The organism is Paraburkholderia sp. BR14374 (assembly GCF_040948685.1).
Classification (GTDB): Bacteria; Pseudomonadota; Gammaproteobacteria; order Burkholderiales; family Burkholderiaceae; genus Paraburkholderia; species Paraburkholderia youngii.
In genome coordinates this window covers 226,511-240,862 of the sequence record NZ_JBFPKF010000009.1, presented here as the reverse complement: position 1 = coordinate 240,862, position 14,352 = coordinate 226,511, and the positions used below count along the sequence as shown (strand labels likewise).

The following is a 14,352-nucleotide window of genomic DNA, read 5'->3' as shown; positions in this document are numbered from 1 at the left end:
TCCCCTGTTGTTATGCCAATATGCGGCGCGTGTCGCGCCTAGTCCGAGCCGAGACCCAAGGTATTGGGCTGGCGCTTTTCGATTGACGATTTGAGTAGCGCCGCCGAGCGGAAAATGCCGTGCGCGAACTTGCCGTACGGAAGCGTCGCGAACAAGGCGATCACGATGCCAAGATGCACCGCCAGCAGCCACGGCATCGCCGCCGTTTCGCGCAAAGCCAGCAGCCCGAGGCCCGACGCGCTGGTGAGCAACAGCAGCGCGATGAAGGCACGGTCCATCGGACGCTGGCGCGCATCGCCCTGCTCCGGATGGCGCTTCAGGTTGAGCCACAGCAGCCCCAAGGGCCCGACGATCAGGCCGATCCCGCCCGCCGTGCCGAGCAATACCGGCACGCTGAAGAACGGATACGGCGCTTCCTCGCCGAGCAGGTAGTGATAGAGCGTCGCCACCACCGTTGCCGCGAAACACAGCATGAACCCGTAGAATGTAAAGTGGTGAAGGCGCCGCCGCGCGAGCGTGAAGGCATCGTTGGATTCGTTGCAGCCGTCGCCATGGCCGCCGTCGAGATACTTGAGCGTCAGCGCGTTTTTCGCCGCTTCCGTCACGGCCGGCGTGCTCGCGTTCGCGCTTCCCGGCGACACGTCGCGCCAGAAGCGCGTCACGCCGCTGCCGAGCGCCACGATCGCGAACAGGAAGACCGCGCCGAACATCGCCGCCAGCAGGTTGTGCGGGAAGATCGCGTAGAAGTTCGCGGGCGCGACGTTACCGCTCAATCCGCCATGCAGGGCGGTGCCGAGCAGCAGAAACAGCGCGAGCCCCGCCGCCAGCGCGACCGACAGCGTCACGCCATTGCGCTTGTACAAGCCGCCCAGCGCCTTGGGCCACGCGTATTCGGTGTAGGTTTCGAGGCGCACTTGCGCCATCGCCTTCGGCACGTTGACCGCGAATTCGTGCGGCGGCGCGTACTGGCATGCGTGGTAGCAGGCGCCGCAGTTATGGCACAGATTGGCCAGATAGTTGACGTCGGCTTTGCCGAATTCGAGGCGCCGCGTCATCGCCGGGAACACCGCGCAGAAGCCTTCGCAATAGCGGCACGCGTTGCAGATCTGCATCTGGCGCGCCACTTCGCCTTCGCTTGCGGTCAGCGGCACGATCGGAATCACGCGCGAGCCGTCGCGCGTGCGTTGCATATCGTGCTTCGATTCGAACGCCGCGGCGCGCGTGCGTTCGGGCGCGAGCGTGTCAGTTTGCTGCACAGAAAACCTCCGTTGTCTGCAGTGCGGCGCGCGCGGCCTGAGTGCCGGCAATGCGCCCGAACGCCGTGCCGATCGACATGCCGACACCCGCTGTATAGCCCTTGCCGAGCACGTTGCCCGCCATCATCTCGCCCGCGACGAACAGGTTCTCGCTCGCCTCGCCGCCGAAGTGCACCTGGGCGCGGTCGTTGGTCTTCAGCCCGAGATACGTAAACGTGATGCCGGGACGCAATGCGTAGCCGTAGAACGGCGGCGTGTCGATGGGGCGGGCCCAGTGCGTCTTGGGCGGAGTGACGCCTTCCGTGTGGCAGTCGTCGAGCGAGGTGTGATCGAAGGTGCCGACCCGGCATGACTCGTTGTAACGCGACAGCGTCTCCACGAAGCGTGCTTCCGGCAGCTTCAGTTGGCGCGCGAGTTCGGGCAGCGTGTCGGCCTTCACGCCGGGAAACACCGGCGGCATGAAGCGGCCGATCGCCTTCGAATCGATGATCGAGTAGCCGATCTGTCCCGGCTGATGCGCAACGAGGCGTCCCCAGATCGCATAGCGTTTCGGCCAGAAGTCCTCGCCTTCGTCGTAGAAGCGCTCGGCCTCGCGATTGACGACCACGCCCAGCGACACGCAGTCGATGCGCGTGCAGATGCCGCCGTCATAGAGCGGCGCGCGCGCATCGATGGCCACGCAGTGCGACTGCGACGGATCGCCGATCATGTCCGCGCCGGCATCCATCATGTGGCGGATCAGCACGCCCTTGTTGAAACGCGTGCCGCGGATCAGGAAGTTGTCGGCGGGCCATTCGCCGCGCTCGTTTTGCCCCCAAGCCTCGCGCAGCCATTCGCGGTTCGATTCGAAGCCGCCCGCCGCCAGCACGCAGGCGCGTGCCTCGAAGCGCTGGCTGCCACTCCTGGCCGCGACGAAACGGCCGCCGTCCAGTTCCAGCGAATCGACCGGCGTGTCATAGCGAATCTCGACGCCCAGCGCCTCGGCACTGCGGTAATACGCATTCACGAGCGCCTTGCCGCCACCCATGAAAAACGCGTTGGTGCGCGCTACATGCAGCGCGCCCGACAGCGGCGGCTGAAAGTGGACGCCATGCTTTTGCATCCAGGGCCGGCACGACGACGACGCGCGAATCGTCAGGCGCGCGAGATGCTCATTCGTGATGCCGCCGGTGACCTTCAGCAGGTCTTGCCAGAATTCTTCTTCCGGATAGGCATCGACGAGCACGTCCTGCGGCGCGTCGTGCATGCAGCGCAAATTGCGAGTGTGTTGGGAATTGCCGCCGCGCCATTCGCGCGGCGCCGATTCGAGGAGCAGAACCGACGCGCCGGCTTCGCGCGCCATCAATGCCGCGCAGAGCGCCGCATTGCCTCCTCCGATTACGAGTACGTCGACCATCTTGTGGGCCTCCTTTCGGACGCACTCTAAAGGTCGCGCTCGTGCTCCGCCATCAGCGCGCCGTCAACAGGCCTTCAGTTTTTGTGAAGCCCTCCGACTGACGCAGGCGCGCGCCGGGCCAGCGGCCTTCGCGCACCAGTTCGCGCGCGACGTCGGCGAGCACCACGCGCGCGGCGAGCCCCGCAGGTGAAAGCTCGTCGTCGGAGATGCTCGCGATCATATTGGGCCGCACGGCGAAGCTTTCGGAAACGGGCACGCTAGCCAGTACCGCGTTCTCCGGCCGCGCGAGTGCGGCGCCGGGCTGGATGGTCGCGGCGATGCCCGTGCGCACGACGTCCATCAGCAGCGCGAGGCCGTCTACTTCGGCCGCGATGTTCGGTTCATATTTGGCCCGCTTGAACGCGGCGGACAGCAGCGAGCGCAGGCCGTGCGCGCCGCTCGGAAGAACGAGGGGAAGCTTGCCGAGTTGCCCGAGACGCACGCTCGCGCCCGACGGCATGCCTTCGAGTTCGTGCCGGCCGATCACGAACAGCCGCTCGTCGAGCAGCGACACGACGCTCCAGCGCTGCGCGGGCTCCGGACGAAACAGCACGGCAAGATCGATCTGGCGTGCGCTCAGCATCGACGCGAGATAGCCGGACAGGCTTTCGACGATGCGCAGCCGCACGTCGGGATAGCGCGCGCGCATGGCCTGCATGAAGGGGACCCCGAGCACGCTGGCGGTGCTGGGCGCCATGCCGACGCTGACGTGGCCCGAGAGCCGGGCAGCGCGCGCGGCGAGCGCCGCGTCGTCGATATGACGCAGCGCGAGTTGCGCCTGACGCCAGAACGCGAGACCGGCATCGGTCGGCACGACACCGCTGGAGGTGCGCTGCAAAAGGCGCGTCGACAGTTCGCCTTCGAGGCGGCTGATCTGCTGACTCAGCGCGGAAGTGACGACGCCGAGCTCCAGCGCGGCCTTCCCCATGCTGCCGTGTTCGACGACGCTGAGGAAATAGCGTAATTGTCTGAGTTCCATTTCACGATCGGCGTGGACGAGAATCGCGGCTATTGTCGCAGATTGGAAATGGGTACTGACGGCGGGTCACGGCTCGCGTTTACGTGAATACCTCGCGATCATCCGCCGGGGTGACGGTCGGTGAGTTATCCGCTCGCTTGGCGACGGAGGGCCGGATTTTCGCCGGTCATCCGCCTGATGATCGCGAGCAGTTCCTCGATATCGACGGGTTTGACGAGATGCGTATCGCACCCCGCCTCCGCTGAGTGAGCCACGTCCTCAGGCTGTCCGTATCCCGACACGGCGACGATTTCAACGCGCTTGCCGCCCGCCTGATGCTCCTTCAGCCGACGCGCCACCTCATAGCCGCTGATTCCCGGCAGCCCAAGATCGAGGAACACGATCTGCGGCTCGAACGCTGCGGCAATCTGAAGCGCGTCTTCCCCGCTGTGTGCGGTGCGCACATCGTGCGCGTCGAGAATCATGGCGAGCGATAGTGCGGCGTCGCTGTTATCTTCGACGATCAGAACACGCAATGGGTCGGACGCCGGTCGACCGGCCTCGGCACCGTCCTTCGCGTCCTGGTGGCGGGCCTGGCACACGGGTAGACGTATTTCGAATTCGCTGCCTCTGTTCTTGCCTTCGCTCCTCGCGGCAATGGTCCCGCCGTGCATTTCGGTCAGCGTCTTGCACACCGACAGCCCGATCCCAAGACCGCCCCTCGATGGCTCGCCGTGGCAGGAACCCTGTACGAACAGATCGAACACGTGAGGCAGTGCGTCGTCCGAAATACCCGTGCCCGTGTCCGACACCGTCACGGAGACTTCCTGCCCGACGAGCGTCGCGCATACGACGATCCTGCCACCGTCGTCGGTGTATTTGATCGCGTTATCGAGCAGATTCGAAAATGTCTGGGTGATCCGCGCCGGGTCGCCGTGCACGTACACCGGGTGCTCCAGCGGCAGACGCACGATGTCGTGATGCCGCTGCGACGCAGCCGGCATCGTGATTTCGAGAGCGTGGTCGAGTGCCAGCCTGATATCGAAGACCTCGCGCTTCAGCTCGATCTTGCCGGTGGTGATTCTCGATACATCGAGCAGGTCGTCGATCAGATGCGACAGGTGACCGGTCTGGCGTTCGATCACATTGCGCAGCCACTCGCGTTTGGCGGGATCGGCTCCGGCGCTGTGACCCAGCAGATGCGCGGCGTTGCGCACGGGCGCCAACGGATTGCGCAGCTCGTGCGCGAGCGTGGCCAGAAAGATGTCCTTGCGGCGATCGGCGTCGCGCAGTTTCGCCTCCGCGTCGGCCCGCTCCGTCACGTCGCACAAGCTGCCGATGAACGTGTAATCGTCCTGATGAATGGGCGGTCGCAGATACCCGAACATTTCGACGGTCCTCAGCGCACGATCGGTTATGCGGTGCAGCCGGAACGCGACATGCACCGGTTCGCCGGAGACCCGCCGGGCCTGGAAATGGCGTCGCAGCAGTTCGACATCGTCCGGATGAACGACCGACGTCATGAACTCGGTTTCCGTCAACGGGCCCCTGTCCTCGGGCTGCCCGGTGATTTCGTACATCCGGCGGTTTTCCCACACGCCTTGTCGCGACGCGCCACACCACTCGAAGATGCCGATGCCGGCCGCGCTCGTCGCGACACGCAGCCGCTCCTCCGTGAGCTTCAGCGCGGTCAGCGCCGTGCGCAGGCTGTCCTGTGCCGCCGCCACCTCGGCCGCCTGACGTTGCATGTAGGCCTCGATCGCGTTTTCGATCATCGCGCGAAACGTGCGCTCGACAATGTCGTGCGCCCGCATGTGAACATCGACGGAAGCGGCGACGGGACCGAAATACGCGCGGATCTCGTGCTTCAGAAAGCGCTGCATCAGATCCATGTTGCGAAACAGATCGGTGACCCGCCAGTCGTCCGGCCAGAACCTGCCGGGCTGCGCGATACCTACGTGATCGGTTAAAGACGCGTCGCTGTCGGCGACCAGCAAGGAAGCGCATACCTCGGCCAGCATGTAGGCGAAACAGGCAGTCAGTCCCTGCCCGCTGTCCGCACCGGGGTGCGCGCCCTGCTCCGAAGTCTCGGCGATCCAGCGCTGCATCAGCTGCTCACGGGTACGCCCCAGCCTGCGCGCCAGCCCATTTAGCGTGATCGCGCCTCGGCAATCCTGATCGAAATCCCGTTTCATCGAGGCGCCCCCGCACAAGCGCGGTGAGCCCGCGATGCCGCCCTGGCACGCTGGCTTATGTCATTCAACTTCTCTCTCATGGCCCGTTTTTTATCGGATATGTCGCTTGCGACTATTAATAGTATCGATCGGCCGAGGTTGGGCCCCGGCCCGCCGCAAATCGCCTCACACTGTACCTGCTGCCGGGCGGCGGTTTAACCGAGACAAACCCGCAGCCGCGTCTGGCGAGGCTAGACCAAACGCGTGACACTTACGGGTAAGATTGCCGGAACGCGATCAAGACGCGAAGGAGCCATGACGATGGAGGAACCTCGGAACTCGACGCGGCACAAGGGCCCCAAGGTCGCGTTTGCCCTGCAAGGCGGCGGTTCACACGGCGCGTTCACGTGGGGTGTGCTCGACCGTCTGCTGGAGGCTTCGTCGCAGGCAATGCCACTCGATATCGCGGCAATCAGCGGCGCGAGCGCGGGCGGCATCAATGCAACGCTGTGCGCGGCGGGTCTCGCAACCAGCGGGGCAACGAAAGCACGCGACATGCTGCGCGCCTTTTGGGAAGCGGTATCGCGCGCCGGCGCGCTGGCGGGGAACGCGCTCCTCGGCTTTTCCGAACCTGGCCCATTCGGGGGCTGGAATATCGACTGGAATCCCGCCGCCATCATGCTGGAGGCCGTCGGACTCGTCGCTTCGCCTTATGGCAATCCGTTCTACCGCGATCCGCTCGGGCCGGTGATCCGTTCCGCGCTCCCCGAGCACGATCTCGCCGCGCTCAATACGACGCGCGACGGCCCGCAACTATTCATTTGCGCAACCGACGTACGAACCAACCAACGCGCAATCTTCACCCGCCCCGCTATTTCGATTGACGTGTTGCGCGCTTCCGCATGCCTGCCGAACGAGTTTCGCACCGTCAGCGTGGACGGCATACCGTACTGGGATGGTGGTTATCTGGGCAACCCGCCTTTGGCGCCGTTGATCGAGCATGCCCAGGACCTGATTCTCGTGCTCGCGAATCCGTTCGTGCGCCACGATATGCCGCCCAAAGATGCACGGGGCATTCTCGAGCGGCTCAATGAAATCGGTTTCAACGCGTCCGTGGTGCTGGAGATCAACGCGATCGAAGCGGTCAACCACGTGCTCGATTCGGTCGGCAAGGAAGCGGCGAGCAAGAGCCGCTACAAGCCCGTCAGGTTTCACCTGATTCGCGACGACGAATTTTTGGCGAAGTTCGGATTCGTGTCGAAGAGCAGCACGTCCTGGTCATTGCTCAGCACGCTGTTCGAGCGTGGCCGTGAAGTCGCCGACGTATGGCTCGAGGGCGGCTACGCGAAGCTCGGGCAAGCGTCTTCGGTGGACGTCAAGGCTTCGTTGATCGATCCGACGCTCAAGCACAGCGGCAACGCGAGCGCGCGACGAAACTGACCTGGACGGACGGCGCATTTGACGATATCGCGTAGCAGGCTGGCGCGCTCAGCCTGCGGTGCTGTCAATCGCCTGCCCGCGAGATGACCTTGGCGATGGCCTGCGCCGCCGTCGCAACGTTGTTGTCATTGAGCGCGGCGACGCACATGCGCCCGGACCGGATCAGGTAGACGCCGTGCCGTTCGCGCAGCGTGTCGACCTGGTCCGTCGAGAGCCCCGTGTACGTGAACATGCCGCGCTGCTCGAGGTAGCGCGCAAGCAGCGTGTCCGGCACCTTGCCGCGCAGGCGTTCATGGATCTCCGCGCGCATGCGCATGATGCGCCGGCACATCGAGGCAAGCTCCTGTTGCCACGATTGGCGCAGCGCCGGTGTGGTCAGCACGCGCGCTACGATCTTCGCGCCATGCGTCGGCGGATTGCTGTAGTTCGCGCGCACCGCGCTCGTCAATTGACCCAATACGCGCGCGGCAATATCCGCCGACTCGCAAATCACCGACAGTCCGCCGCACCGCTCGCCATACAGCGAGAAGTTCTTCGAGAACGAATTGGCCACCAACGCCGGCACGTTCTGGCGCACCAGTTCACGAATCGCGAATGCGTCGGCGTCGATACCAGCGCCGAAGCCTTGGTACGCCATGTCGATAAAGGGCAGCAGGTTCCGCTTTCCAATGACCTCGATCAGTTGCACCCATTGCGCGTCGTTCAGATCGACACCCGTCGGGTTGTGACAGCACGCGTGCAGCAGGACGACGCTGCGCGCCGGCAGAGCGTCGATGGCCGATAGCATCTCTTCGAACTTCAGACCGCCGCTCGACTCGTCGTAGTATGGGTACGCATTGACTTCGAATCCCGCGCGCTCGAAGATGAAGCGGTGGTTTTCCCACGTCGGATCGCTGATCCATACCCGCGAGCCCGCAAAGTAGCGCTTGATGAAATCCGCACCGACCTTCAGCGCACCCGAGCCGCCCAAGGTCTGCACGGTCGCGATGCGCCCGTCGGTACGCGCCGCCGAGTCGTCGCCGAACACCAGCGATTGCACGGCATCGCGGTAGTGGGCGAAGCCCGCCATCGGCAGGTACGGCTTGGGACCGAGCTCGGCGAGCAGTTGTCCTTCGGCCTCGCGTACCGCTTGCATCACCGGCAAGCGGCCTTGATCGTCATAGTAAATGCCGATGCTCAGATTGACCTTGTGGTCGCGCGAATCCTTCGCGAAGTTTTCGTTCAAAGTGAGGATCGGGTCGCCCGCATAGGCATCGATATGTTCGAACATGCTAGTTCCCTGAATCAGGCCAAAAGATTGCAAAAGCGCGGTGCTAGCGCGTCGGCACGCCAACGGCAACCGAGGCGCCCGCCCGCCTGTTGCGCACGCGGTAGCCGACGCCCAGCGCAACGAGCCAAACGGGGATCAGGTAGACCGACATGCGCAGATCCGGTATCAGCCACATCACGACCAGAATGCCGGCAAGGAAGATCAGGCAAAGATAGTTGGTAAGCGGATAACCGAGGCTGCGGAATAGGGTCGTCTCACCGGCGCGCGCTTTCGCAGCGCGGAAACGCAAATGAATGATGCTGATCATTGCCCAGTTGATGATCAGCGCCGAGACGACGAGCCCCATCAGCAGCTCGAATGCCTTGCCCGGCATCAGATAGTTGATCACCACGCAGGCGGCCGTCGCCACGGCGGACACGCCCAGCGCGACGAGCGGAATCCCGCGCGCGTTGACCTTCAGCAGAGCGCGCGGCGCATTGCCCTGGCCTGCGAGGCCGTAAAGCATGCGGCTGTTGCAATAGACACCGCTGTTGTACACCGACAGCGCGGCGGTGAGCACCACCGCATTGAGCACGTTGGCGACGAAGTTGCTATTCATCGCGTGAAAGATCAACACGAACGGACTACCGCCCGTGACGACTTTTTCCCACGGATACAGCGACAGCAGCACGCCGAGTGCGCCGACGTAGAAAATCAGGATCCGGTAGATCACCTGGTTGGTCGCGCGCGGGATCGTGTGCGAAGGATCTTCGGCCTCGGCGGCCGTAATGCCGACGAGTTCCAGTCCACCGAACGAGAACATGATGACGGCCATCGCCATCACGAGACCCGACACGCCGTTCGGGAAGAAGCCGCCGTGGCGCCACAGATTGGTCACGCCCGCCTCAGGACCCGCATGGCCCGAAATCAGCAGATAGCCGCCGAAGCCGATCATGCCAACGATTGCCGCGACCTTGACGATCGAGAACCAGAATTCGAGTTCGCCGTACGACTTCACGCTCGTGAGGTTGATCGCGTTGACCACGCCGAAGCACACGAGTGCGGAGACCCACGTTGGCAGTCCTGGCCACCAGTACTGCATGTAGATGCCAACGGCCGACAGTTCCGCCATGGACACGAGCACGTACAGCACCCAGTAATTCCACCCGGAAACAAAGCCAGAGAATTGCCCGCAGTATTTTCCTGCGAAGTAACTGAAAGAACCTGCGACGGGTTCGTCGACGACCATTTCGCCGAGTTGCCGCATGATGAAGAAAGCGACGATGCCCGCGATCGCGTACCCGAGCAACACGGACGGCCCTGCCGTCTTGATGGTCTGCGCGATGCCGAGAAACAGGCCCGTGCCGATTGCGCCTCCTAGCGCGATCAACTGAATGTGACGATTCTTCAGGCCGCGCTTTAGCGTGCCCTGTTCCTGGTGTGCCACGATGTTGTCTCCTGTGTCCTGCGGTTGGTTCTGGACGCCACGCCTCGCATCTTTCGCCTGCTCGGGTCAGAGCAGGCGAAATATGCCGGGGCCTCACAGCCGACGCTTGTGACGCCGGTGCCGTGTCTTGCTGGGATAGGTATGGTTCAAGCGGCGATGAACGGGTTGCATGCGCGTCAAACTTTCAGCGTGCCCCGCTCGATCTGATCACGTTCGAGCGACTCGAAGAGTGCCTTGAAGTTGCCTTCCCCGAAACCTTCATCGCCCTTGCGCTGGATGAATTCGAAAAAGACGGGGCCAAGCAGCGGTTTGGAAAAAATCTGTAGCAACAGGCGCGGCGATCCATCCGCAGTCGTTCCATCGAGAAGAATGCCGCGCGACTGCAATTCGCCAACCGGTTGACCGTGGCCTGGCAGGCGGGTTTCGAGCGCATCGTAGTAGTAGCTGTTCGGCCCGGTCATCAGCGGCACGCCAGCCATCTGCAGGTTGTCGATCACCGCGATCAGATCGTCGGTCAGGAAGGCGATGTGTTGAATGCCCTCGCCGTTGAAGGCCATGAGGAATTCTTCGATCTGGCCGCTCCCCTTGCCGGATTCCTCGTTCAATGGAATGCGGATCTTGCCGTCCGGCGCCGTCATCGCCTTCGACGTGAGCCCCGTGTATTCGCCCTCGATGTCGAAGTAGCGTAGCTCCCGGAAGTTGAACAGCGTCTCGTAGAAGTTGGCCCAATACATCATGCGGCCGCGATAAACGTTGTGCGTCAGATGATCGACGAGGCGCAAGCCATGACCGGCCGGCCGGCGCTCGACACCTTCGATGAACTCGAAATCGATGTCGTAGATCGACTTGCCGTCTTCGAAGCGGTCGATCAGATAAAGCGGCGCGCCGCCAATGCCTTTGATTGCCGGCAATCGCAACTCCATCGGACCGGTTGCGATTTCGATCGGCTGAGCGCCCAGCGACAGCGCGCGGGCGTAGGCCTTGTGCGAATCCTTCACGCGAAATGCCATGCCGCAAGCACTCGGGCCATGTTCGGCGGCAAAGTAAGCGGCCTGGCTATTGCGCTCACGATTGACGATGAAGTTGATTTCGCCCTGGCGGTAAAGCAGCACATCTTTCGAACGGTGGCGAGCCACCAGTGTGAAGCCCATCTGCTCGAACAGCGGTTCGAGGACATTGGGTACGGGCGAGGCAAATTCAACGAATTCGAAGCCCATCAGTTGCATTGGATTGTCAAACAGGTCGGCCATGATTTCTCAGGTTCAGCGGAGGATGAATGATTGGTGGCGATCGACGGGCACTGACTTATGCGGAGGCATGTTGGAAAAATGCAAGAAAATTTCCCCATTGGTCACGCAGGGAAAGGCCCTCGAGCCGCCTGATCATCTGACCACTCGCCCAGCACATATGCTCGCGTCGTAGCACCATCTGGAATCAGTTTAATTTTTTATCGATGCAATAGGATTTCCTAGCAGACGCAGACAAACCCTGATTTGTGCATTAACATTTCATTTCACTGCGGAATGAGGAAATAAGAGTGCATACAATCGACATCGACCGAATCGACGTGCGTTTGCTGGAGATTCTTCAGTCGCGAGGGCGCATCTCCAATCTCGAGTTGGCGGAGGCAATCAAGCTTTCGCCCGCGCAAACGCTGAGGCGTCATCGCCGGCTCGAGGAAATGGGCGTAATCAAGTGCTACGAGACGCGGCTCGATGCGCAGCTGCTGGGCTTCGGCGTAGTGGCTTTCATCCAGGTGACGATGGAGCGAGGCCATGTGCGCGACCTGTCGAAGTTCAAGCGAATGATCTCGGAACTCACCCAGGTTCAGGAATGCTTCGTCGTAACGGGTGATATCGATTACATGCTCAAAGTCGTCGCGCACGACCTGAAAGCGCTGTCGGAGTTCCTACTGGATACGCTGATGCGTATTCCGGGCGTGAGCGGAGTCAAGTCCAGCGTTTGCCTCGATGAAATCAAATGTACAGGCGCTGTCCCGTTGGCAGCCTGGTGAATCGACTCAGAGACCGTACTGACGCGGGTTTGTTTCCATGCAACATGGTCCTGTCTCGAAGGATAGATGCTCACCAAGACGTGTCGACGTACATTTTGTCGCACACCTCGACGCCAGGACGCGGCGTGTCGGCGCAGGTCGAAGCCTCAGCATGCCGCCAAGGTTCGTGCAACGTGTTTCTCCGCGATAGGGCCCAACCGCCCCGCAACCCGTTCGATAGCCGCGATATGACTGAGTGCCGCGCGGTACGTCTCGTCGATACTCTGCTCCCCATCCAGCGCGACGACGCCATTGACGTCGAACACGGCGCGATAGGCCGCCACCTGACGCGTCAGAAAGCTCATCGGCGGCGGCTGGTCGTTCACGTCGTTCCTTGAGCGCACGCGGCGGTGTGAAGTCGCGCCGGAAACGTTCAAACCAAAGGCGACGTCGGGACGCAGCACATGGCCAGCGATGCTGCGGAGCACCGGCGCAGTCTCAGCCGCATCGGAACGCGTGCCGATCTCGGCCTGAGAGGTGAACACGTAGCGGTCGCAAAAGACTACGTCGCCGCGTTCCAGTGCCGGTATGACCGTGTCGGTCAGATGCTGGACGAGGTCGCCCATGATGGACAGCAGAATGCCCAGCATGTCGACGCGACGTACGCTTGCGTCGGACCCCAGGCTGGCTTTAGAAGCATGCCAGTGGCTGTCGACCATATCCCGGAACACTGCGTCCTTGCGGATGCGACTGGTCGGCGTAAACGTCGTCACGCAGTTGAGCCCGGCACAAGTGCACGCGCTTTCGAGCTTTTCCATCAGTGAGGACTTCCCGGCCCCATCCACGCCGCACAACGTGACCAGCACGCCGGGATAAGCATGCGGTTTGAGCTCGAGCGCTTCGAACACGGCATTCGACATGAAATCACCTCAGACCATCACTTCGCGACTCTGCGCAAACACCTCGTCACGGGCCTCGATCGGTGCGAGCACCGCGGTGAAGTGCTTGAGCATCGGCGGCGCCGAGACGATGCGCATACCGCGGATCGACTCGCGTCGCTGGTAGACCCGGATCAACGCCGCCGCAACCGCCGCGAGGTGGCTATCGGTGTAGACGCGGCGAGGAATGGCGAGCCTCAGCAGTTCCAGCCTCGGGGCGCTGAGCGCGCCCGTCGATGGATCTTCTTTCAGAAACGCCAACGAGCCCAGACCGACGGCGCGCACGCCGCCCTCCAGGTAAAGCTCGGAAGCCAGCGCCTCGGCTGGGAACTCCGAGCGCGGCACGTGCGGCAGGAAGGCGGCCGCATCGACATACACCGCGTGTCCGCCGGTCGGCCTAAGGATCGGAACGCCGCCGGCAAGCAGTGTGTCCCCTAGCCGTTCGACCTGACCCACGCGGTGTTGCAGGTATCTGTCGTCGACCATCTCGCGCAGACCGATCGCGAGCGCTTCCAGATCGCGGCCTGCCATCCCTCCGTAGGTGACGAAGCCTTCGTGCAGCACGAGCAGCGGCACGACCTGCTCGTAGAGCGCGCGCGACCGTGTCGCGAGCAAGCCGCCGATGTTGACCAGCGCATCCTTTTTGCAACTGAACGTGCAGCCGTCGGCGTAGGAAAACTGCTCCTTCAGAATTTCCGCCACCGACCGGTTCGCATATCCGCTCTCGCGCTGCTGGATGAAATAAGCATTCTCCGCGCAGCGCGCCGCGTCGAAGTACACGGGAATCGCAAACTCATCGGCCAACGCTTTCACCGCGCGCAGGTTCGCCATCGATACCGGCTGTCCGCCGCCCGCGTTGTTCGTCAGCGAGACCATGATTAGCGGAACGTTGTCGCGTCCTTCGCTCTCGATCACGTTGCGCAGTTTCTGCACATCCACGTCGCCCTTGAACGGATGCTCGACAGAGGGTTGGTAGCCGATTTCGGCGACACACGAGATCGCGGTCCCGCCGGCAATCGATACGTGCGCCTCGGTCGAATCGAACGGCGCGTTGAACGGCACCACTTGGCCGGGGCGCACGAGGGTTCGGAACAGGAAGTGCTCGGCCGGCCGTCCCTGGTGAGTCGGCAATACGTATTCGAAGCCGAGCATGTCCCGCACCGCCTGCGTCAGCTTAGTAAAGCTGCGGGAGCCGGCATACGACTCGTCGCCGGTCATGATGCCCGCCCACTGGTTCGCGCTCATTGCGGAGGTGCCGCTGTCCGTCATCAGATCGATATAGACGTCGTCGGCTTCGAGGCGAAACACGTTGTACCCGGCAGCGGCAAGCCGCGCCTGCCGTTGCTCGCGGTCGATCAGCCTGATCGGCTCGACCATCTTGATCCTGTACGGCTCAGGCTGGCTGTTTTCTAAAAGCATGCACTCCTCCTGCGTTGAAAGTACACGGGCCAGCGGATGGCTG

The 14,352-nt window shown here is 62.8% G+C and carries 11 protein-coding genes; 2 read left to right on the top strand and 9 right to left on the bottom strand.

Annotation, left to right across the window (positions count from 1 at the left end; genetic code table 11):
• Positions 1–38 precede the first annotated feature (38 nt).
• The 4 genes from tcuB to AB3X86_RS22455 all read right to left on the bottom strand — a co-directional run bounded on the left by tcuB (position 39) and on the right by AB3X86_RS22455 (position 5,844).
• Positions 39–1,256, bottom strand: a complete 1,218-nt coding sequence (gene tcuB, locus AB3X86_RS22470) for a tricarballylate utilization 4Fe-4S protein TcuB (RefSeq protein ID WP_368597695.1) — start codon at positions 1,254–1,256, stop codon at positions 39–41.
• A complete protein-coding gene (tcuA, locus tag AB3X86_RS22465) occupies positions 1,243–2,652 on the bottom strand; it encodes an FAD-dependent tricarballylate dehydrogenase TcuA (RefSeq protein ID WP_368597694.1) in 1,410 nt (469 codons plus the stop codon). The genes tcuB and tcuA overlap by 14 nt, the downstream gene beginning before the upstream one ends.
• A gap of 52 nt (positions 2,653–2,704) precedes the next feature.
• Entirely contained in the window at positions 2,705–3,670 is a 966-nt protein-coding gene (locus AB3X86_RS22460; protein ID WP_176111901.1) for a LysR family transcriptional regulator, read from the bottom strand.
• 125 nt (positions 3,671–3,795) lie between these two features.
• Positions 3,796–5,844, bottom strand: coding sequence for an ATP-binding protein (locus tag AB3X86_RS22455; protein ID WP_368597693.1), 2,049 nt, complete (start codon positions 5,842–5,844; stop codon positions 3,796–3,798).
• A gap of 300 nt (positions 5,845–6,144) precedes the next feature.
• On the opposite strand from AB3X86_RS22455, the gene AB3X86_RS22450 reads away from it, so the two are divergent.
• The gene (locus AB3X86_RS22450; protein WP_368597692.1) at positions 6,145–7,263 is read left to right on the top strand and encodes a patatin-like phospholipase family protein; all 1,119 of its coding nucleotides are present in this window, start codon (positions 6,145–6,147) and stop codon (positions 7,261–7,263) included.
• 64 nt (positions 7,264–7,327) lie between these two features.
• Here the strand turns inward: AB3X86_RS22450 and AB3X86_RS22445 are convergent, their stop codons facing one another.
• The 3 genes from AB3X86_RS22445 to hppD all read right to left on the bottom strand — a co-directional run bounded on the left by AB3X86_RS22445 (position 7,328) and on the right by hppD (position 11,209).
• Positions 7,328–8,533 carry an amino acid aminotransferase gene (locus AB3X86_RS22445; protein WP_368597691.1) on the bottom strand — a complete coding sequence of 402 codons (1,206 nt, stop codon included), beginning with the start codon at positions 8,531–8,533 and terminating at the stop codon, positions 7,328–7,330.
• A 43-nt stretch (positions 8,534–8,576) separates the two neighbouring features.
• Positions 8,577–9,962: an amino acid permease gene (locus AB3X86_RS22440; protein WP_368597716.1), complete on the bottom strand. Its 1,386-nt coding sequence runs from the start codon at positions 9,960–9,962 to the stop codon at positions 8,577–8,579.
• Between the two features lie 173 nt (positions 9,963–10,135).
• Positions 10,136–11,209: a 4-hydroxyphenylpyruvate dioxygenase gene (hppD, locus tag AB3X86_RS22435; protein WP_368597690.1), complete on the bottom strand. Its 1,074-nt coding sequence runs from the start codon at positions 11,207–11,209 to the stop codon at positions 10,136–10,138.
• A gap of 287 nt (positions 11,210–11,496) precedes the next feature.
• Between hppD and AB3X86_RS22430 the strand changes: the two genes are divergently transcribed.
• Positions 11,497–11,973, top strand: a complete 477-nt coding sequence (locus AB3X86_RS22430) for an Lrp/AsnC family transcriptional regulator (RefSeq protein WP_176383365.1) — start codon at positions 11,497–11,499, stop codon at positions 11,971–11,973.
• A 146-nt stretch (positions 11,974–12,119) separates the two neighbouring features.
• Here the strand turns inward: AB3X86_RS22430 and AB3X86_RS22425 are convergent, their stop codons facing one another.
• Both AB3X86_RS22425 and AB3X86_RS22420 read right to left on the bottom strand, forming a co-directional pair.
• Positions 12,120–12,872, bottom strand: coding sequence for a dTMP kinase (locus AB3X86_RS22425; protein WP_368597689.1), 753 nt, complete (start codon positions 12,870–12,872; stop codon positions 12,120–12,122).
• Positions 12,873–12,881: 9 nt separating this feature from the next.
• Complete coding sequence (locus AB3X86_RS22420; protein WP_368597688.1) at positions 12,882–14,309, bottom strand: tryptophanase; 1,428 nt, start codon at positions 14,307–14,309, stop codon at positions 12,882–12,884.
• Positions 14,310–14,352 lie beyond the last annotated feature (43 nt).

What these genes read in the sequence shown, in the direction of transcription:
- tcuA (WP_368597694.1), bottom strand. Translation starts at nt 2,652, where the DNA reads ATGGTCGACGTACTCGTAATCGGAGGAGGCAATGCGGCGCTCTGCGCG.
- AB3X86_RS22460 (WP_176111901.1), bottom strand. Translation starts at nt 3,670, where the DNA reads ATGGAACTCAGACAATTACGCTATTTCCTCAGCGTCGTCGAACACGGC.
- AB3X86_RS22455 (WP_368597693.1), bottom strand. Translation starts at nt 5,844, where the DNA reads ATGAAACGGGATTTCGATCAGGATTGCCGAGGCGCGATCACGCTAAAT.
- AB3X86_RS22450 (WP_368597692.1), top strand. Translation starts at nt 6,145, where the DNA reads ATGGAGGAACCTCGGAACTCGACGCGGCACAAGGGCCCCAAGGTCGCG.
- AB3X86_RS22445 (WP_368597691.1), bottom strand. Translation starts at nt 8,533, where the DNA reads ATGTTCGAACATATCGATGCCTATGCGGGCGACCCGATCCTCACTTTG.
- hppD (WP_368597690.1), bottom strand. Translation starts at nt 11,209, where the DNA reads ATGGCCGACCTGTTTGACAATCCAATGCAACTGATGGGCTTCGAATTC.
- AB3X86_RS22425 (WP_368597689.1), bottom strand. Translation starts at nt 12,872, where the DNA reads ATGTCGAATGCCGTGTTCGAAGCGCTCGAGCTCAAACCGCATGCTTAT.
- AB3X86_RS22420 (WP_368597688.1), bottom strand. Translation starts at nt 14,309, where the DNA reads ATGCTTTTAGAAAACAGCCAGCCTGAGCCGTACAGGATCAAGATGGTC.